Raw genomic sequence first — 19,647 nt, 5'->3', positions numbered from 1 at the left:
CTATCTTCATTGCGGACTGCTTAAGCTGTCCGCGTTCTCAGTTCATTTATAAAGAGATTAAAGAGCTTGATCTCCGAGTTTCCGTTGGTTGAAACCAACGGTTATGAAATAACAGATGCTTCGATAATACGATTGATATGAGCGGATGCTATCTTCATTGGAGGCTGATTCGGCTGTCCGCATTCTCGATTTATTTTATAATGAGATTAGAGCGCTTGATCTCCGGAGTTTCCGTTGGTTGAAACCAACGGTTATGAAATAACAGACGCTTGTATAATACGATTGATATAACCGGATTGCTATATTCCTTGCAGGCTGCCTGTATTCTCGGTTCATTTTATAAAGAGATTAAAGAGCTTGATCTCCGGAGTTTCCGTTGGTTAAAACCCACGGTTATGAAATAACAGACGCTTCGATAATACGATTGATATGACCGGATTGCTATCTGCATTGCGGACTGCTTAAGCTGCCTGCATTCTCGATTCATTTTTTAAGAGATTAGAGCGCTTAATTTCCGGAGTTTCCGTTAGTTGAAACCAACGGTTATGAAATAACAGACGCTTGTATAATACGATTGATATGACCGGATGCTATATTCCTTGGAGGCTGATTCGGCTGTCCGCATTCTCGATTTATTTTATAATGAGATTAGAACGCTTGATCTCCGGAGTTTCCGTTGGTTGAAACCCACGGTTATGAAATAATAGATGCTTCGATAATTCGATAATATGATTGATATAACCGGATTGCTATCTTCATTGGAGGCTGCTTAGCTGTCCGCTTCCTTTAGAAGTAATTGGGTTTTGGCGAAAAGGAAAGCTCGTTTTGGCAGGTAATCCTATTACCTCCTTTCACATGATTTCTGCTTTAAGTTTTGGGCTTAAAAACGTATTTTTGCCATTCAAATTGATATTGATTAATTTTTCATGAGCATTTCCACCAAGTACAATCCAGCAGAAACAGAAGATAAATGGTATAGCTATTGGCTATCTAAGAAGTTTTTTCACTCAGAGCCAGATGAGCGCGAGCCTTACACCATCGTCATTCCGCCGCCAAATGTTACCGGGGTGTTGCACATGGGGCACATGTTAAACAATACCATTCAGGATGTTTTGATTCGTAAAGCCCGTATGCAAGGCAAAAATGCCTGCTGGGTTCCTGGAACTGATCATGCTTCTATCGCCACGGAGGCGAAAGTGGTGACCATGTTAAAGGAGCAAGGCATCAATAAAAAAGATCTTTCCCGTGAAGAATTTATGAAATATGCCTGGGAATGGAAAGAGAAATACGGTGGTATTATTTTAGAGCAATTGAAAAAACTAGGTGCGAGTTGCGATTGGGACCGCACCCGCTTTACAATGGAAGAAGATCTCTCTGCTGCCGTTATTGATTCCTTTATTCACTTGTATAAAAAAGGGTGGATTTACCGCGGGATTCGCATGGTAAACTGGGATCCGGCAGGTAAAACTGCAGTTTCTGATGAGGAAGTAATCCGTAAGGAAGTTAATCAAAAGCTATATTATATTAAGTATCAGGTATCGAGTAGCAAGAATCAAGACGAACCTGAATACTTGACGGTAGCGACAACAAGGCCAGAAACGATTATGGCTGATGCTGCAATCTGTATTAATCCTAATGATGAACGTTTTACGCATTTAAAAGGAAAAAAAGTTTTTGTGCCGCTGGTTAATCATGAAATTCCTGTAATCGAAGATGAATACGTTGATATCGAATTTGGTACAGGCTGTTTAAAAGTTACTCCGGCGCATGATTTGAACGATTATGAACTGGGTGTTAAACACAATTTACCAGTTACCGATATTTTAAATGACGATGGAACTTTAAATGAGTTAGCTGTTATTTTAGTGGGAGAAGACAGGTTTGTTGCCCGTAAGAAAATTGCTAAATTATTGGATGAAGCTGGTCATTTAGAAAAAGTAGAAGACTATAAATCACAGGTTGGTTTCTCTGAACGGACTGATGCCGCTATTGAGCCTAAGCTTTCAATGCAATGGTTTGTGAAAATGAAGGAGATGGCTCAACCCGCTTTAGATGATGTTTTAAACGGCGAGGTAAACCTGATTCCGAATAAATTTGAAAATACTTACCGCCACTGGATGGAAAATGTTCGCGACTGGAACATCTCTCGTCAGTTATGGTGGGGGCAACAGATTCCGGCATGGTATGATGATAAAGGAAATTGGGTAGTTGCCAAAACCAAAGAGGAGGCACTGGAAGAATTCTGGAAAAAGAAACATTTAGACGAAACCGGCTCTGAAGCTGAAAAAGCTGGATTTAAACATCAGTTGGAGCCCTTTTTAAAGCAGGATGAAGACGTAATGGATACGTGGTTTTCTTCATGGTTGTGGCCTATCTCTGTTTTTGATGGCTTTAAAAACCCTGATAATAAAGATATCAACTATTATTATCCAACCAATGATCTGGTAACGGCACCAGAGATTTTATTCTTTTGGGTAGCACGAATGATTATGGCCGGACATGAGTTTATGGGTAAAAAGCCATTTACAAATGTTTATCTCACTGGTATCGTTCGCGATAAGTTAGGTCGTAAAATGTCTAAATCCCTGGGTAACTCTCCGGATCCGATTGGGTTGATTGAAAAATATGGTGCAGATGCCGTTCGTGTAGGTATGTTAATGTCATCTCCGGCAGGTAACGACCTCATGTTTGATGAAAGTTACTGTGAACAGGGACGGAATTTTGCCTCCAAAATTTGGAATGCTTTCCGTCTGGTTAAAGGCTGGGAGGTTGATGAGCAATTAGAAAATCCAAATACCCAGGCGATTTCATGGTTCGGGAACCGTTTCAATGAAGCATTGGTAGAAATTGAAGATAACTTTAAACAATATCGTTTGTCTGAAGCGCTGATGATTACTTATAAATTGGTATGGGATGATTTCTGCGCCTGGTACCTGGAAATGGTTAAACCAGCTTATCAGCAACCAATTGATGCAGAAAGTTACCGCGCTACGATCGGGTTTTTTGAAAATATTATCAAGTTATTGCATCCAAATATGCCTTTTTTAACAGAAGAATTATGGCATGATGATCTGTTTGCAGAACGCGGAGAAATGGATTGCTGTATTGTGGCAGAATTTCCCAAAGGCGGTTTAATAGATGAAAAATTATTGAAAGATGCAGAAGTAGTAAAAACGGTAATTGCAGAAATTAGAAATGTAAGGAACCAAAAACAAATTTCACCGAAAGAAGCGCTGCCTTTAAGCTTAAAAGTAAATTCTGATATTGATTATGAAAAATGGTTAAATGTTGTTTTTAAACTGGCCAATGTGTCAGCCGCTGAAATTGTAAATGATAAAATTCCAGGTGCAACAGCTTTCATGGCCGGGAAGGATGAGTTTTTTATTCCATTAACTGAAAATATTGATGTTGATGCAGAGCGGATCCGCTTAAATGCCGACTTGGTTTATTTGCAGGGATTTTTAAAATCTGTAGATGCTAAACTTAGCAATGAGCGTTTTGTGCAGAATGCGAAATCCGAAATTATAGCAAATGAACGCAATAAGAAAGCAGATGCTGAAGCTAAGATTAAAATTATTGAAGAGAGTTTAGCGCTGTTGGGATAAGTATTTTTAAAATGCGATATATTCAGAAAGCCCTTAGATTTAAATGTCTAAAGGGTTTTTTGCGTTTATAGGTCTGGATATTTAAAAGTCGAAATTGAATAGCCAGCAGATTATCCGAAGATTAAGTTCATAAAAATAACCTTTCCTTTTTGTTGCTTTAATAAAAGTCATTATCAATGATAAGGTTCAAGTATGAAGTTTAATGGGAAAGAGCATGGCAGAACTTCGCCAAATTTATTAAACATTAAGGCAATAAGAAAGGTAAAGTTATGGCTTAGAATCTTATTGCCTTAATGTTTCAATTAAATGAAAGGCATCATGAAAGGGTTTTTTTTAATACCTGGTCTTTAGCTTCTAAATTGTTACCGAACCTTCCTGTATCTCTAAACTTAAATCCCTATTTTAGGGTAATTAAAATTAAGCTTTCTAACCAAATCTAAACCTGCTATTTGCATTTAAACTGCAATTAGGTATTGTTATGAATTAATTTAATAACCAATCCAGTTTAAAATGAAGTCAAGAATTACTATTTTACTGCTCTTACTTTCCATTTTTCTTTTTAGTTTTCAATCAGAAAAAAAGACCTACCTCCGTCTTGGTATAGTTGCGCCTATAGATAAAGATAGTTTGGTATTTGCAGCTGGCTTCAAAATTTTCGGTGAATCGGTTGGCAGAATGATTTCTCCATCTTTATCAGAAGAAAAATTTAAGCAAAATCTAACACTCATTAAAAATGCCAATGGCAGGCTCTACATGTGTAACGTCATGTTTCCAGGGCAGATGAAAATTGCAGGTCCGGATGTGGTGGAACGAGATGTTTTAGCATATGCTGAAGGTTTATTTTCCAGAGCCGAACAGGCGAAAGTAAGCGTAATTGTTTTAGGTAGCGGTACAGCACGCAAAATTCCAGATGGATATGAAGTTGAAAAAGCTAAGGCCGATTTTGTTCTCTTGTGTAAAAAGCTGGCCGCATCTGCCGGAAAACATCATGTTAAAATCGCACTCGAAAACCTGCAAAGCCAGGAAACAAATTTTATCACCAATGTGAAAACAGCTGCTGAAATTGTACGTGCAGTGAATCACCCGAACTTCGGGCTCAATGCAGATATCTTTCATATGCGTCGCGAGAATGAATCGCCCCAAAGTATTGTTGATGCAGCCGATGTATTAATTCATTGTGAAATTGCTGAGCATGAAGCCAGAACCTTACCCGGTATTAAAGGAGACGATTTTAAACCTTATTTACGGGCTTTAAAAGAAGCGAAATATAAAGGTCCGGTTTTTATAGAAGCCGGAATAAATTATACACCAGCTCAAATTGCAGAATCTTTTAAATTCCTAACCAAACAAATTGAAGCCGTTTACACGGAATAATATTATACTGCTGTCAAGTACAAAACTATTTATGGAAAACTCCAGAAGAAAATTCATCAAACAATCGACCATTTTTGCTGCGGCTACCTATGCAGGAACAATGGGTATGAGTGCAAAAAGCTACGGACGAATTATCGGTGCCAATGATCGCGTTCGCGTAGGGATCGTCGGTTTTTCTGACCGTTTCAAGGATACATTGCTTCCTTGTTTCCTCAACCACAATAAAGAACTCAATTTCGATGTTGTTGGCCTTTCTGATTTATGGACTTTTAGACGTGATTTGGGCGTAGCTCACCTGAAAGATAAATTCGGCCATGATATAAAAGCGTGCAGAAACAATGATGAGTTGTACGCCATGAAAGATCTGGACGCTGTTATCATCAGCACGGCAGATTTTCAACATGCTTTGCATACTATTGAAGCGGTAAAAGCCAATTGTGACGCTTACGTTGAGAAGCCTTTTGCTGAAACAATGGATGACGCAAAAGCAGCACTGAAAGCCGTTAAAGCTACGGATCGGATTGTGCAGATCGGTTCTCAACGTAGAAGTGGAGAAAATTATGCAAATGCAGCAAAGTTTATTCAAGATGGCAAATTCGGACCTATTACGGCTGTAGATCTGGTGTGGAATGTTAACCAGCCGGGCCGCTGGCGCAGACCAGATCTGGTCGCGAAATTAAAGGAAGAAGATATCGATTGGAAAAGATTTTTACTAAATCGCCCTGCTGAAGCTTTCGATCCAAGGAAATATTTAGAATACCGTTTATTCTGGCCTTATTCATCAGGGATGCCGGGTCAGTGGATGTCGCATCAGATTGATACGGTACACTGGTTTACCAAGTTGAAACATCCGAGAAGCGTGGTGGCCAATGGTGGAATTTATACCTGGAAAGATGGACGCAGAAACTGGGATGCTATGGTTGCTGTTTTTGATTACGGACAGCCAAATGCTGAGGATGGTTTTCAGGTAACGTTCACCTCAAGGATGCAAAATAGTGTAGGTGATGTTGGCGAAGTATATTATTCAAATGGCGGAGAATTAAATTTAATCACCAATAAGGTTTCGCCAAAAGGCGGATTAAAACAGCAGGAAGCTGCCGCAATGGGGATGAAAGCCAACCTTCTGCCAGAATTTGATTTGAGTAAAACAGAAATTAAAGCGGCAACCGGTGCAAATATGGGTGGAGATTCGCTAACCTCTGGTCATATGAGAAACTGGATGGAATGTGTGCGGAGCCGTAAAACGCCAAATGCGCCAGTTGAGGCAGGTTATTCGCATTCTATTGCCAACATCATGACCAATGCTGCGGTGCGTACCGGTGCAAAAGCAATCTTTGATGAAAACAGACAGGAAGTAATCGCAAACGGAAAAGTATTTAAGTATTAATTTATTCTACTATCTAAGAAACCTTAGTATTTTGCAAAATACTAAGATGGTCTTACCTGTCTTGGATGGTGCTTTTTAAAACCAAAACCATGTTAAACATCAGAAAATATAGCCTTCTAGCCCTTTCCATAATTAGTTTTTCCGCTGCTGCGCAGAAAACAAAACCATTATTTGATGGTAAAACTTTAACAGGCTGGAAAGCTGTTGCAGGCGCAGCGCCTTATAAAGTTGAAGATGGAATGATTGTGGGAACCATGACTAAGGATACGCCAAATTCATTTTTAATTACTGAAAAAGAGTATGGCGATTTTATTCTGGAACTAGATGTAAAACTCGAGGGCGAAAGCACGAATTCAGGAATCCAAACCAGAAGCCACATTAAGCAAGAAGGAAATAGGGGTAAAGGACAGGTTTTTGGCCGGCAGGTAGAAATAGATCCAACACCCAGGTCATGGACCGGAGGTGTTTATGATGAAGCAAGAAGGTTATGGCTTTATCCATTGGAGTTAAACCCGACGGCAAAATCGTTATACAAAAAGAATGAGTTTAACCATTATAGAATCGAATGCATTGGTAACGAATTGAAAACCTGGGTAAATGGCAGTCCGGTTTCTTATGTGATTGATACATTGGATCAATCCGGATTTATTGGTTTGCAGGTACACAGCATTGGCAACAATTTAGAAAATGATGGGAAAAAGGTTTATTTCAAGAATATTAACATTGAAACCACCGGCTTAAAATCAAAAGCATTTCCAAAAGGCATTTATACGGTAAACTTAAGCCCAAACGCTTTGTCGGCCTATGAAAAATCGGAAGGCTACAAGTTGCTTTTTGATGGTAAAACGAACAATGGCTGGGTTGGTGCTTATAAAAATACCTTTCCTGCCAAGGGCTGGAAAATGGCAGATGGTGTAATTAGTGTGGAGCCATCGGGCGGATCAGAATCTACAAATGGGGGCGATATTGTAACTAAAGAAGAATATTCTGCTTTTGATTTATCCTTCGAATTTAAGTTGACGCCTGGCGCAAACAGCGGATTGAAGTATTTTGTAACCTTAAACGAAAAAAATACAGGTTCGGCAATTGGTTTAGAATACCAGGTTTTGGATGATGAATTGCACCCGGATGCTAAACTGGGAAGAGATGGAAACCGAACATTAGCCTCTTTATATGACTTAATTACTTCCAAAAAAGAAGCGAGATATTTGCGTCCGATTGGGAGCTGGAACAATGCCCGCTTAGTGGTTTATCCAAACAATAAAGTGGAGCACTATTTAAATGGTGTTAAGGTTTTAGAATACGTTCGTGGATCTGAGGAGTTTAAAAAACTGGTGGCAATTAGTAAATATAAAGACTGGAAGAATTTTGGGGAGGCACCAAAAGGACATATTCTCATTCAGGATCATGGTAATAAGGTAGATTTCAGAACAATCAAAATCAAAACTCTATAATGCACCGCCGTTCCTTTTTAACAAAATCTGCGTTGTTTGGGTCTGGCATTTTAGCCTCCGGGCAGGTGCTGGGCAACCTAACGCTTAACCGCGAAAAAGTAATTAACGTGGCAATGATTGGCTGCGGTGACCGGGGGAAGGGTGTACTTTCTGTGATTAAGTCGATGCCAGCGAAGTTTAATATTGTTGCTTATTGCGATGTTTTGGGTTTTAGGCTGGAGGAAACAAAACGATTTGTTCCTTCATCAGCAAAGGGCATCATAAATTATAAACAGGTTCTGGATGATCGCAGCATCGATGCTGTATTTATCGCCACGCCACTTAGCGCACATTTTCAAATCGCTAAAGATGCCGTTCTTGCCGGGAAGCATGTGTATGTGGAAAAAACCATGACATACAACATTGCGCAGGCATTAGAACTGCGGAATCTTGTTTTGAAATACCCGAAACAGGTTTATCAGGTGGGCTACCAATATCGTTATTCGCCATTATATTTCAGGGTAAAGGAAATGATCAAAACCGGCTATTTGGGCAAAGTTTCTCAAGTTGATTGCCGTTGGGACCGGAATGGAAACTGGCGCCGAAAGGTGAATGACCCTAAACTCGAGCGACAGATCAACTGGCGCATGTATAAAGAATATTCCGGTGGCCTGGCGGCTGAGTTGCTTTCTCATCAGATTGATTTCATTAACTGGGCTTTCGAAACCCAGCCGGATGAAATTACGGGCACTGGCGGGATTGATGTTTTTAAAGATGGTCGTGAAACATATGATAACATTCAAACTATGCTTCGGTATGATCAGGCTGGCATGATCGGGAATTTCGGCGCAACCTGCGGCAATGCGCATGATGGGTATTTATTTAAAATCAAAGGAACGAAAGGTTCGGTTTCTTTACTCACTAATACGGGGGTTTTTTATCCGGAGCAGGAAACCATAAAGGAACTTGGCATCGTTGATGGCGTTACCGGAGCATCAAAAATCGTAGTCAATACAGATGGTGGAATTCCAATTCTTCCAAAACCGACTTTAGATGGAACGAACTATGCCCTGGATGAATTTTACGAATCTATTATTTCAGGCAAGCTTCCGGCATCTAATGTAAAAACAGGCACACAGGCTTCCATTTGTGTGGCCATGTGTAATGAAGCAGTTTACTCTGGGAATAAGCAGTTGTGGAAAGAGGAGTATAGTTTTTAGTATTTAAATATCGGTCTCAAGGAATAATATAATAATTTGGGTTTTTCTATGTCATGCTAATATATTTTTTGTCCTGACCGGACCGGCTCTTTTCTTTTTGATGTCAAAAAGAAACAAAAAACACCGGCTGAAAATTTTTCTATTAAAGTTAGTTGTTAGGCTTTGACTGTTCTTGCCGAAAAATTTGTTAGGCCGGATTTAAGTAGAACGAAGATTTTGTACTTTGGCTTAGCCGGATGTAAATGCGATTTTTCCATCATAGGATTATAAATAACAGTGATAATATGATGGTTTAGAACCCTAAACTTCTATTTCTTAAATGCTAAAAATGAAAGAGGTTTACAAATCCAGATAATCAGGCATTTCCTGCGTAAAAACAAAACTACCTTTCTCTAAATCCATTTTTGCGTAAACATGTTGTAAGCCATTTGTTAATACAATCCATTTGGCCTGGTGAATGGAATTATATCGTGATGCCTGCTCAAAAACCGATTGCGTAATTTTCACTTTCGGTGCCTTACACTCAATCAGCATTACTTTTTCTCCAGCAGTATTGTAAACCAAGATATCACTTCGTTTTTGTAGTTGATTCAATACCAAACCACCCTCAATTTGAATTAAGGTTTTCGGGAATTTTTTACTCGCAATAAGATCTTGAATAAAGTGTTGCCTCACCCATTCTTCCGGAGTTAGAACCAAATGCTTTTTTCGCAGTTCATCGAAAATAAAAACCACATTATCTTTTCTGGTAATCTTAAAAGGATAAGGTGGAAGGTTGAGCGGGGTAGGGTGGAACATTTTACAGTTGGCAGTTTTTAGTTGGCATCCAGATGCAAAAGCCATCTGCTATTAACAATCGGCCAAAGTTAACATTGTTTATAAACATTTACCAAAATCCTAAAACCTAAATTGTAATTTTACCCTCAATGACTGCTGCCGAAATTATAAAAGATATAAAAGCCCGAAAGTTTAAGCCTGTGTATTTATTGCATGGAGAAGAAGCTTACTATATAGATCAGATTGCCGATTATATAGAAGAAAATCTTTTGAATGATGCTGAAAAAGGATTTAATCAAACCGTGCTTTACGGAAAGGATACAGATATGGCGACTGTTCTGGGCGCAGCGAAACGTTATCCAATGATGTCTGACTTTCAGGTAGTGATTGTTAAAGAAGCACAGGATTTAAAATGGGGCAAAGAAGATGCGGGGAGCAAAGAAGCAGAATTTGTACTCAACTACTTCGAAAAACCATTGCCCAGCACCATTTTAGTATTGGCTTTCAAATACGCTAACTTCGATAAACGTAAAAAAATCTATAAAGCAATTAATAAATCGGGGTTAATTTTTCAGTCTGATCTTGTTCGTGATTATAAACTGGTACCCTGGATAGAAGAATTTATCAAAGAGAAAGGGTACAAAATTGATCAGCAGGCATCTGCTTTAATGGCCGAATACCTGGGCACGGATCTTTCTAAAATTGCCAATGAAATCGAAAAGCTGATGTTGAATGTTCCAAAGGATGTGATGATCAACACAGATTTGGTTCAGAAAAACATTGGAATCAGTAAAGAATATAATGTTTTCGAATTGCAAAAAGCGCTGGCCATTCGAGATGTGCTGAAATGCAATAAAATCATTAATTATTTCGCCAGTAACCCAAAAGCAAATCCAACGGTAATGGTTTTGGCTAATTTGGGCGGCTATTTCACCAAACTGCTTAAATACCATTACATCCCAAATAAAGCCGATGCCGCATCAGCATTAGGCGTTCCGCCATTTTTTATAAAAGATTATGAAACGGCAGCCAGAAATTATAATACAGGCAAAGTGTTCCAGGTGATTAGTTTACTGAGGGCGTATGATTTGAAGAGCAAAGGGTTGGATAGCTCCGGAAATGTAAGCGATGGAGAACTGTTGAAAGAACTTGTATTTAAAATCATCCATTAAAATAGCATAAGCCCTTTACTACACTATGTGTATGGGTAATAAAAAAGCCTGATTCTTACGATTCAGGCTTTTTTCATACAACTGATTGACAGGACATTAATCTTCGGTCTCCATCAATAATACTCCGGCCATTCTACAACATTTCCTATTCCCATTTATATTATAAAATATGGGTGTGTTTATAACGATGAACAAACATTCCCCGATAAGGTGGCACCTGCTCCGTTAGCAGCGGTTACCGTAGCTTTAACGCTCGAAGCATTAAGAACGGTAAGGCTGTATGGCGGCGTAAAAGCATTCACTCCATTGCCCACCTGTGTACCTGTTACTGAATTAAATGCATTACCAACACTTTGCACTGCGGTAGCATTATTCGCCATTAAATCGATAGGATTCTTCACATTTTCAAAAACGTTCGCCTGGACCAATATATTTGATTCTAAACCGGCCTGTACACAGCTCGTACTCACGGTGCTGTTAAAAAAGTTGTTAACGATGTGAACCCTGCCAAATCTCACGCGAGGCATTCTTGCCACACAGCCCTGAGCCCACCAGCAACGTACAAAAGTAATCCGGAAATGGCCTCTATCGGCAGTAGCGTCATCGCCGGATCCGATCAGGTTAGAGAAGCGGTGATCATCTGCTCCGCCTGGTCCGTCTGGTTTTGGCGTTTTTTGATAGGCGAATTTCGTATAAGATACGGTGACGTAATCTGAAGTGTTTTTGATGTCGAAGTTACCGTCAACACCATCTCTGAATTCGCAATGATCTACCCAAACGTTATTGCAGGCATCAACAGTTACATTGTCCTGGCCGTCTACGTCGTAAGCACCCGGACCTTCAAAAATAATGTTTCTGATAATGATATTATTGCATCTCTTCACATACATCAGACCAGAGTTGGCTTGAGTTTGATCAGCAGATACAATTTTAGCACCAGCTGAACCAAAAAGTGTTTTTCCGGTTTGATCCTGGAAATTAATCCTGCCGCCAGATGGAATGGTGATGGTTCCGTTAACCTGGATCACTTTAACAGCTGCGTTTTGTATTGCTGATTTTAGTGCGGTATAGTTTGTAACTACGGTAGGCGTTACTTCACCACCACCCGTGGTGCCCCCATTTTGTGAGGCCCAACCCTTGGATGGACAAACGGCTTCAACAGTTGCTGTTGGGTTAACTAATACGTTTTCAGTAGTTTCAGTTTCTGAATTAAATTGATTTATTTTCTTGCAGCCTTGCATAGAAAAAAATAGGGCAATAGCCAACAGGCATAAAAATAGATAGTTTTTCATTTAGATTTAATTTGGTTAGAAATTTAAAAGGAGGAGGAGCGGGATGTTGTAGAAGCGTGTCGGATAAAAAATTGTATGTAATTTTAAATATACATTACTAATATTCAAAATAAGTCTTTTTATAATGAATTTATTTGTGCAATCGTTACCGGAAATGTTATTTTTAAATTTAAATCTGAAATGTATTTGGTATGGCAGTGATTAAACAAATTGAAAGCGTTTAATGCTTTCGCAAACAAATAATGATTTACACGTTTTTTTGTCAAATCAAAAAAAGGGCCTGATCACTGATCAGGCCCTTTCTGCTATAAAGCATAATAAATTTGGATTATCTCATTAGAAAAATCATTGTAACAGAATCGGTATTTTATTCTTTTTCATACTACAACGTTGAACAACTATTACCGGCTAAGGTTGCGCCTGCTCCGTTTGAGGCGGTTATTGTTGCTTTTACGTTTGCTGCGGCTATTTTTTTGAGTATGTATGGGGGAGTGAAAACCCGGCCTGGATTAATACCCGTAGTCGTTCCCGTTACCCCAGGCATCAGATTAGTTACCAGCGAAACAGCAGTAGCACTGAAATCAAGCAAGTCGATCGGGTTTTTTACATTTTCAAAAAGATTAGACTCCACCAAAATATCCGCTTCGAAACCGGCCTGAACACAACTTTTACTCACTGTGCTATTAAATAGGTTATTTAAAAGATGAATTTTACCAAACCGCACACGTGGCATTCGGCTCACGCAACCTTGGGCCCACCAGCAACGTACAAAAGTAATGCGATAGTGTCCTCTATCGGCAAAAACAGTATCTGAAGATCCAATTAAATCAGAAAAACGGTGATCGGCAACTCCTCCAGGGCCGCCTGTTTTAGGTGCCTTCAGGTAGGTGAATTTACAATAAGAAACGGTTACGAAATCAGATGCGTTTCTAAAATCTAAATTTCCATCAACCCCATCCCTAAATTCACAATGGTCAATCCAAAGGTTTGTGCAGCCATCAATTGTAAAATTATCCTGTCCATCAGTATCAAATGCTCCCGGGCCATCAAAAATTAGGTTTCTAATAACAATGTTTTTACAACTCCGTAAATAAATTAAACCCGAGTTTTCTTTACTCTGATCTGAAGACACCAGTTTGGCACCATTTGAACCGAAAATTGTTTTTCCAGTTTGATTTTGAAAAGGAATTCTTCCCCCAAGAGGAAAATTAATGATTCCATTTACCTGAATAACTTTTACATTGGTATTTTGAATTGCAGCTCTTAAAGCGTCGTATGTTGAAACTTCGGTTGGTGCAGCATTACCGCCGCCAGTGGTACCGCCATTTTGTGATGCCCAGCCTATTGATGCACAAACGGCTTCTGTAACAGCGTTTGTCTTGGTAGATGTATCTTCAGTTGTTACGGCAGTATTTTCTGAATCTGATTGAGTGGTTTTTTTACAACTGAGCATAGAAAACGACATGGCAGCAGCAATGAGGCATAGAAATAGACTTTTTTTCATTATAGTTTGGTTGTTATTATTTTAAAAAAGAGAAACAGATAATTTAAAGAATAAGTGTGTTGTAAATGTGTAGCCGTAAAATTACATTTATATTCTATATTTACTTATTTAATTGTAAATTAAAATGTATAATATTATGTAATAAATTATGATTAAATTTCTCCTTAAATCTACAATATATTTATTGATGAGGATACGGTTTTAGCTCATCAGAACCTGCTTACTCCGGAAGCTGATGATAGTTTGATTCTGTTCCTACGATTAATAAACTCCTTAAAACGATATCTATTTTAAAAATTCTAGTTTTAAAGTTTCGGCTTGATGTCGGCCAGCTTTATAATTTGGATCCAAAGCGATGGATTGGTCCAGATAAGAAATCGCTTGTTTTCTGTATTTATTGCTTCGATGTTGTTTTGCCCAGGCCAAATAGGTGAAACTCATTACCTTCCAATTCGCATATGCCGCATCCTTTTTTTGCCTGCTAATGATGGACGGGAAATCTAGTTTAGCAAATTTTCTTTTTGAAATAAAATACCAGGGTAGGTTCTCTGCAACACTTCCCCTTAAAAATTCAGGGAGGTAACTCAGTGCTGCATATTGAGTAACGGCATCTTGAAATAACCTGAAGGCTTCGCCCAATAGTTTCAGTTTTTTAGTTTCCGCTCCGACTAAAGATAATGCAGAAGCCCTGTACGATGCAATGTAAGGCATAAGTGCGCTGCTGGTAGCCGGTGAGTTGAACAAATTGCTTAACTGATCAAAACTCTTTTGGGCATAACCTTTATATTCGGTTTTAGAAAAGAAAGATAAATTCAATGCCGTTTCATGATAAATCAAGCCGAGTCTTACCTGGTTTAATTCGTTGGGTTGCTGGCGAAACTGTAATTCTACTTCTTTGAGTTTAGCCTTTAACTGAGTGGTGTCGGTAATTTCCATCACATCATCCAGTTGATGTTCATAGGCTTTTATTTTAGAAAAATTCAATTGCTGTGCCGATAGGCCTTGGCTAAATGTCATCGCTGTAATGATTAAGGTGAAAAATTTGTGTTTCATTTTTATGGTTTGAATGAGACACAAAGATGCATGGGCGATTTACCGGCAGCGATGACTTAAGTTAAGACTTTTCCTTTTGAATAATTCTGTTCCTGATTCGGCTTAAACTTTCAGGACTCACGCCTAAGAAATTGGCAATGTATTTTTGCGGAACCCGTTGAAATAAATCGGGTTGTTTTTTAAGCAGGTTTTGAAAACGTTCTTCAGGTTTTTCAGAAGATAAAGACATGGCAATTTCCGTAGCCCTTTGTGCCACTTGTTCGGCCATTAACCGTCCAAAAGTTTCATATTTACCGCATTCCTGGTAAAGTTTAAAGAGATTTTGTTTTCTAATCAGGAAAACGGTTGAGTCTTCCATCGCCTGAAGATTCATCTTCCCGACGGTATCATAGGTAAAGCTTTGAAAATCGGTTACCCAAAAGGTATCGAAAGAAATGTCGCAGGTTTTTTCTACACCATCTTTGATATGAAAATGCCTGATTGAACCCGCAGCAATAAAGGCGATGAAATTGCAGACCTTATCGTCCTGAAGTAAAAAATCCTTTTTCTTCATGAACTTTTCTTCGAAGTATTTATCGATCAGTTCGAGTTCCGGAGCAGAAAGGCGAACACGCTCGCTACAATATTCTTTTAGTTTGCTATACATTAATAATTAACGCTTACGCTTTAATTTTCTACCAAAGTCATTTCCATTACGCGGTTGCCGGCAATAATCTTTTGTTTATACAGCTGCCTGGTAAGCTGATCAATCTGGTAAATACTTTTTCCAGCTGGTGTATCGCTAATTTCATCAGAAACTTCCACTATCCATACTTTTCTTTCCCCTAATTTTTTACTCGGGTATTTTCCTTCGCTTACATTTAAAATATGGGCCTTAATTACGCCTGTTTTTCCTTTAGGATTGTAGTCGTAAATATCAAGGTCGGCTTTGTAGCCTGTTTTTAAAGGAAGCCAGTTCACCAGCATCGGGTAAAAGTTGCTGTCGAAATAACCTGGCGCTACAGTTTGGGCAATTTCAGTTGTTTTACCACTTGCCTTATCTTTATAGAAGCCTTTAACTTCCTTTCCAAAATTGAGTACCATATCCCGTTGAACATTATAAGAAGCATGATAAACTGGCGAAAGATCTGTCCGCTTTACAATCGTCGAATCTATCCATGGTGATGGCACTGCATTCATCTTCACTTCAGTAATGACCACGATTTGATCGCCGGAAACGTTAACTTTAGTATTTACGATACCTATTTTCATACTGCTGGTATCCCTAAGCATTGTCCAAACCATTTGGTAATCTTTGTTTTTAATCCACTTTTTGTCAACAAGGTTTTTCTTAGGTGTAATCATTTCCTGGCTCCAGCTCAAAAATGGCATGGCGGCAAGCAATAAGAAGGTAAAGGAGATTTTTTTCATAAAATTTTGCTGAATATCTGTATTTGATGCGAGGTGCAGAAACTTGTTACACCAATCGTTTAATAAAGGGATCTGGCCAAGATTCGCTATCAAAAAATGGCTTCCTATCTCCGTTAAATGTGTTACCTGAAACAGTCTTTATATTTCCGGCCGATGGGCAATTGCTTGTCATCCGCTAGAAAAGCAAATTGCGAATTATGAGATTTTACCTGCTTCAGGTGCACGATATAAGATTTATGAATCCTGGTAAAGCCCAGTTTTTCATTCTTCTCCATAAAATCAGAGAGGCGCTGGAGCACCATATATTGTTTAAAACGGGTGATGATTTTTAAATATTCTCCAAAGCCTTCTACCCACAACACATCTTTAATGGGAATCTTATTCACCATATAATCTGATTTAAATACCAGAAAATCATTCTCCTGATCCAGCCCTGTAAACTTGAGATAATCTACAGCCTTTTGAACGGCCTTAACAAAACGTTCTGGAAATACAGGCTTAACCAGGTAATCAATAACATCGAGTTCATAAGCCTTTGCCGCATGGGTAGGATCTGCAGTGATGAAAATGCAAAGTTTACCTTTAGGTACCAATTCTACCATTTCCGTACCCGAAATACCGGGCATTTCTATATCCAGAATAAGCAGTTCAACCTCCTCCATCCGCTCAAAAATCATCGCTTCCGTGGGGTCTTGAAAGCAGGCCAATAACTCAATATCGTCAATGGTTTCACAATATTTGCGGATCAAATCCAGCGCCGGAGCTTCATCATCCACATAAATGGCCTTTATTGGTTTCATATGTTAATGGTCAGTTTGGTGAAGTAAGAATTATCGTTTTGCTCAGTTTTCATTTCGTATTTTTCACCATATTCCCGTTCTAAAACCATTTCCAAAACTTTAAGTCCTGCGCCACGATAAGTGGAGGCATCCTCCGTTATTTTTTTCTCCGATATAGAATTAGAAATTTCAAACTCCACGGTAGATTGCGTAAAAGATAGTGCTGTAGAAATCGCGGCTTGCCCGTCTCTCCCCATTGCCGAATATTTCACTGCGTTTTCAAAAAGAGTGAGGTAAACTGTTGGCGGAATTTCTACAATACCCGTAAGTTCGCTTGCCTCAAAGTTCATTGCCAGGTTTAATTTTCTATTGCTCTTTAATTGATAGAGTTTGCCGAGTGCTGCAATCATCTGCAGTTCCCGCTCAATAGGAATGGTTTTTTTCTCGATTTCGTAGGTGGTATACTGCATGAGCAAACTCAGCTGTTTAATCAAATCTGCCGAGCTGCCATCTGTAGCATAGCTATGGGAATAGATATTATTAAGGGTATTGAATAGAAAATGTGGATTGATCTTTGATTTTAAGAGTTCCATATCTGCTTCTTTTTTTCGCAAGGTAAGCGCTGATAATTTCCGCTCGGCAATAAGTTTGTATTTGGAAATGCCCTGGATAGAGGGAACCAGGATAATCATTGCCTGCATAAAATAAACCATAAACAGGTATTTGCCATCTGTGAATTTAAAAGCACTGAAGAGCTCGGGCTCAACCAATATTCTGATCAGGCAAGAAATTACAAATAAGGAGGCCGTATAGCGTACATATTCCCCGTATCTGGCCTGCTGGTAAAATTCGGGAACTAATTTTTTGAAGCACAACAGGTAAACCGGAACATTAATGGCCAGCATAAAGAGCATGGCCAGTGCTGCTTCTGTTAAATTAAAAAAGCTGACATAAATATAGCTGCAAACGCCTGAAAAAGCCATCCAGAATAAGATATGTTGCATGGTAATTACACCCGGCCAATTTCCGTTTAACAGAAAATCCATCACTTTCTTATCAAAAGATAGCCGCAGCACCAAAATCAGGAAAACTAAATTGATCAAAAGGATCATGGTATTGGGGTTGTTTCGGTAGTTCGTTTATAATTTCTGTCGTTTACTGATATAAATATTTTTGCGCACTACTTATACCCATCTTTAATAAACAGCTACATCTTTATTTGTATCTGAATTAACCAAATATAAACATAGGATTTACTATTTCAATTAATAGGCAACAATCAATGATGGCTAATCAACCGTTTTTTCTAAAAGTAAATATTGCTCTACTTCGTATTTTACGCTACATTTTTCTTGCGATAACTTGCTGCGTTTTTGCTAATCCTTCAGCTGCTCAGGATAAGAAACAAAATAAACCCCTGGTTGCCTACCTCAATGATGATAAAACTCATTTTATAAAATTTTCTGGCTATGGCCAGTTCTGGGCAAGATATACGCAACTTAATCCTGGAAGTAAGGTAAACGAGAGCCTTAAAAAAAGTGTCGCCGATCTTTCCTTGCGGAGGTTGCGGATGAAAATGATTATTTATCCAATTGATAATTTAACCCTGGTTTTTCAGGGGGGTACCACCAATCTTACCTATTTAAATGATAATGAAAGTGCTTTTGATTTGCTTGATGCTTTTGGCGAATATAAATTCAGTGATCAAATAACGGTTGGTGCAGGTCGTTCGAACTGGAAAGGGCTAACCCGCTTTGCTGCCGGGCCAACAGCTACCTTACTTTATGATGTTCCTTTCCTTGATCTTGGAAACGTAAATAAAACAGACCTTACCTTAAGAAACCTCAATTTATTTGCCAAAGGGCAACTGGGCCGGTTGGATTATCGTGTAATCCTGGCGAAACCTTATGTGCCATCAACCACCAAGCCCGTACAAGATCTATCAGGCTTTAACAATTTATCGGTAAAGCCAAACCTGTCTGCCTATGTAAAATGGGAGTTTTTGGAAAAGGAAAGTAATGCGGGGCCAACCGCTGCCGGGAGTTACCTGGGGAAGAAAAAAGTGCTTGCCGTTGGGGTTGGAGCCGAATTACAGAAAGATTTGTTGTGGCACCTTGCCGGAGCAGATACTGTATTAAATGATATGAAGCTTTACAGTGCTGATGTATTTTATGATACGCCAATTAACCTGCAAAAAGGAACCTCATTTAATGTTTATGCAGCGGTTTTTCACCATGATTATGGACCTGGTTATGTTCGTAATTTAGGAATTAACAATACTGCAAACGGCCTTGATGCCGCTACCGCTTCCTTCAACGGATCCGGTAACAGTTATCCGGTTGTTGGCACCGGTAACAGCTTGCTTTTTCAAACGGGTTTTACCTTACCCTACTTTAACCAGCAAAAAAAGAAAGCCAGACTAATGCCTGCGGTTGCCATTCAATATTCCAAATTTGATCGCCTGGCCGATCCTATGATTACCTATGATCTTGGCCTGAGTTTATTGCTTAGAGACCATGCCTCTAAGTTCGTGTTTAATGCACAGAGCAGACCCATTTATACGCTTCAGGGCAGCGATCTCAAAGTTTCTGAAAGGAAAATGATGTTCGTTCTCCTATACCATATCAATATAGATTAATAA

15 protein-coding genes are annotated in these 19,647 nt (G+C 39.0%); 7 read left to right on the top strand and 8 right to left on the bottom strand.

Annotated features, from left to right (window positions below):
* Positions 1-926 precede the first annotated feature (926 nt).
* The 5 genes from GJU39_RS10960 to GJU39_RS10940 all read left to right on the top strand — a co-directional run bounded on the left by GJU39_RS10960 (position 927) and on the right by GJU39_RS10940 (position 9,019).
* Positions 927-3,605: a valine--tRNA ligase gene (locus tag GJU39_RS10960; protein WP_154280850.1), complete on the top strand. Its 2,679-nt coding sequence runs from the start codon at positions 927-929 to the stop codon at positions 3,603-3,605.
* 510 nt (positions 3,606-4,115) lie between these two features.
* Positions 4,116-4,979 carry a sugar phosphate isomerase/epimerase family protein gene (locus tag GJU39_RS10955; protein WP_154280849.1) on the top strand — a complete coding sequence of 288 codons (864 nt, stop codon included), beginning with the start codon at positions 4,116-4,118 and terminating at the stop codon, positions 4,977-4,979.
* A 31-nt stretch (positions 4,980-5,010) separates the two neighbouring features.
* Positions 5,011-6,366: a Gfo/Idh/MocA family protein gene (locus tag GJU39_RS10950; protein WP_154280848.1), complete on the top strand. Its 1,356-nt coding sequence runs from the start codon at positions 5,011-5,013 to the stop codon at positions 6,364-6,366.
* Positions 6,367-6,455: 89 nt separating this feature from the next.
* Positions 6,456-7,820 (top strand): 3-keto-disaccharide hydrolase, encoded by a 1,365-nt coding sequence (locus GJU39_RS10945; RefSeq protein ID WP_154280847.1) that lies wholly within the window; start codon positions 6,456-6,458, stop codon positions 7,818-7,820.
* A complete protein-coding gene (locus tag GJU39_RS10940; RefSeq protein ID WP_154280846.1) occupies positions 7,820-9,019 on the top strand; it encodes a Gfo/Idh/MocA family protein in 1,200 nt (399 codons plus the stop codon). Before GJU39_RS10945 ends, GJU39_RS10940 begins: the two co-directional genes overlap by 1 nt.
* A gap of 339 nt (positions 9,020-9,358) precedes the next feature.
* Here GJU39_RS10940 and GJU39_RS10935 read toward each other — a convergent pair whose 3' ends face one another.
* Positions 9,359-9,817 carry a type I restriction enzyme HsdR N-terminal domain-containing protein gene (locus GJU39_RS10935; protein WP_154280845.1) on the bottom strand — a complete coding sequence of 153 codons (459 nt, stop codon included), beginning with the start codon at positions 9,815-9,817 and terminating at the stop codon, positions 9,359-9,361.
* A gap of 128 nt (positions 9,818-9,945) precedes the next feature.
* Here GJU39_RS10935 and holA point away from each other — a divergent pair, with 128 nt between their 5' ends.
* Positions 9,946-10,968 carry a DNA polymerase III subunit delta gene (holA, locus tag GJU39_RS10930; RefSeq protein ID WP_154280844.1) on the top strand — a complete coding sequence of 341 codons (1,023 nt, stop codon included), beginning with the start codon at positions 9,946-9,948 and terminating at the stop codon, positions 10,966-10,968.
* A gap of 179 nt (positions 10,969-11,147) precedes the next feature.
* On the opposite strand, the gene GJU39_RS10925 is transcribed toward holA, so the two are convergent.
* The 7 genes from GJU39_RS10925 to GJU39_RS10895 all read right to left on the bottom strand — a co-directional run bounded on the left by GJU39_RS10925 (position 11,148) and on the right by GJU39_RS10895 (position 18,118).
* Positions 11,148-12,260, bottom strand: a complete 1,113-nt coding sequence (locus GJU39_RS10925) for a pectate lyase family protein (RefSeq protein WP_154280843.1) — start codon at positions 12,258-12,260, stop codon at positions 11,148-11,150.
* A 382-nt stretch (positions 12,261-12,642) separates the two neighbouring features.
* The gene (locus GJU39_RS10920; RefSeq protein ID WP_167515675.1) at positions 12,643-13,764 is read right to left on the bottom strand and encodes a pectate lyase family protein; all 1,122 of its coding nucleotides are present in this window, start codon (positions 13,762-13,764) and stop codon (positions 12,643-12,645) included.
* A 285-nt stretch (positions 13,765-14,049) separates the two neighbouring features.
* Positions 14,050-14,817 (bottom strand): hypothetical protein, encoded by a 768-nt coding sequence (locus tag GJU39_RS10915; protein WP_209437631.1) that lies wholly within the window; start codon positions 14,815-14,817, stop codon positions 14,050-14,052.
* 61 nt (positions 14,818-14,878) lie between these two features.
* Positions 14,879-15,463: a Crp/Fnr family transcriptional regulator gene (locus GJU39_RS10910; protein WP_154280842.1), complete on the bottom strand. Its 585-nt coding sequence runs from the start codon at positions 15,461-15,463 to the stop codon at positions 14,879-14,881.
* Between the two features lie 20 nt (positions 15,464-15,483).
* A complete protein-coding gene (locus GJU39_RS10905) occupies positions 15,484-16,227 on the bottom strand; it encodes a DUF3108 domain-containing protein (protein WP_154280841.1) in 744 nt (247 codons plus the stop codon).
* A 122-nt stretch (positions 16,228-16,349) separates the two neighbouring features.
* Complete coding sequence (locus tag GJU39_RS10900) at positions 16,350-17,027, bottom strand: LytR/AlgR family response regulator transcription factor (protein ID WP_154280840.1); 678 nt, start codon at positions 17,025-17,027, stop codon at positions 16,350-16,352.
* Positions 17,024-18,118, bottom strand: a complete 1,095-nt coding sequence (locus tag GJU39_RS10895) for a sensor histidine kinase (protein ID WP_154280839.1) — start codon at positions 18,116-18,118, stop codon at positions 17,024-17,026. The genes GJU39_RS10900 and GJU39_RS10895 overlap by 4 nt, the downstream gene beginning before the upstream one ends.
* A 170-nt stretch (positions 18,119-18,288) precedes the next feature.
* Between GJU39_RS10895 and GJU39_RS10890 the strand changes: the two genes are divergently transcribed.
* Positions 18,289-19,644 (top strand): hypothetical protein, encoded by a 1,356-nt coding sequence (locus GJU39_RS10890; protein WP_154280838.1) that lies wholly within the window; start codon positions 18,289-18,291, stop codon positions 19,642-19,644.
* Positions 19,645-19,647: the final 3 nt, after the last annotated feature.

This window comes from Pedobacter petrophilus (assembly GCF_009674725.1).
Classification (GTDB): domain Bacteria; phylum Bacteroidota; class Bacteroidia; order Sphingobacteriales; family Sphingobacteriaceae; genus Pedobacter; species Pedobacter petrophilus.
Note: the sequence above shows the minus strand (reverse complement) of the source record. Positions and strands in the feature narration are given on the sequence as shown.

Excerpts from the sequence above, each read along its gene's own strand:
- holA (WP_154280844.1), top strand. The coding sequence starts at position 9,946 with ATGACTGCTGCCGAAATTATAAAAGATATAAAAGCCCGAAAGTTTAAG.
- GJU39_RS10905 (WP_154280841.1), bottom strand. The coding sequence starts at position 16,227 with ATGAAAAAAATCTCCTTTACCTTCTTATTGCTTGCCGCCATGCCATTT.
- GJU39_RS10955 (WP_154280849.1), top strand. The coding sequence starts at position 4,116 with ATGAAGTCAAGAATTACTATTTTACTGCTCTTACTTTCCATTTTTCTT.
- GJU39_RS10890 (WP_154280838.1), top strand. The coding sequence starts at position 18,289 with ATGATGGCTAATCAACCGTTTTTTCTAAAAGTAAATATTGCTCTACTT.
- GJU39_RS10915 (WP_209437631.1), bottom strand. The coding sequence starts at position 14,817 with ATGAAACACAAATTTTTCACCTTAATCATTACAGCGATGACATTTAGC.
- GJU39_RS10920 (WP_167515675.1), bottom strand. The coding sequence starts at position 13,764 with ATGAAAAAAAGTCTATTTCTATGCCTCATTGCTGCTGCCATGTCGTTT.
- GJU39_RS10910 (WP_154280842.1), bottom strand. The coding sequence starts at position 15,463 with ATGTATAGCAAACTAAAAGAATATTGTAGCGAGCGTGTTCGCCTTTCT.
- GJU39_RS10960 (WP_154280850.1), top strand. The coding sequence starts at position 927 with ATGAGCATTTCCACCAAGTACAATCCAGCAGAAACAGAAGATAAATGG.
- GJU39_RS10940 (WP_154280846.1), top strand. The coding sequence starts at position 7,820 with ATGCACCGCCGTTCCTTTTTAACAAAATCTGCGTTGTTTGGGTCTGGC.
- GJU39_RS10895 (WP_154280839.1), bottom strand. The coding sequence starts at position 18,118 with ATGATCCTTTTGATCAATTTAGTTTTCCTGATTTTGGTGCTGCGGCTA.
- GJU39_RS10900 (WP_154280840.1), bottom strand. The coding sequence starts at position 17,027 with ATGAAACCAATAAAGGCCATTTATGTGGATGATGAAGCTCCGGCGCTG.
- GJU39_RS10925 (WP_154280843.1), bottom strand. The coding sequence starts at position 12,260 with ATGAAAAACTATCTATTTTTATGCCTGTTGGCTATTGCCCTATTTTTT.
- GJU39_RS10950 (WP_154280848.1), top strand. The coding sequence starts at position 5,011 with ATGGAAAACTCCAGAAGAAAATTCATCAAACAATCGACCATTTTTGCT.
- GJU39_RS10935 (WP_154280845.1), bottom strand. The coding sequence starts at position 9,817 with ATGTTCCACCCTACCCCGCTCAACCTTCCACCTTATCCTTTTAAGATT.
- GJU39_RS10945 (WP_154280847.1), top strand. The coding sequence starts at position 6,456 with ATGTTAAACATCAGAAAATATAGCCTTCTAGCCCTTTCCATAATTAGT.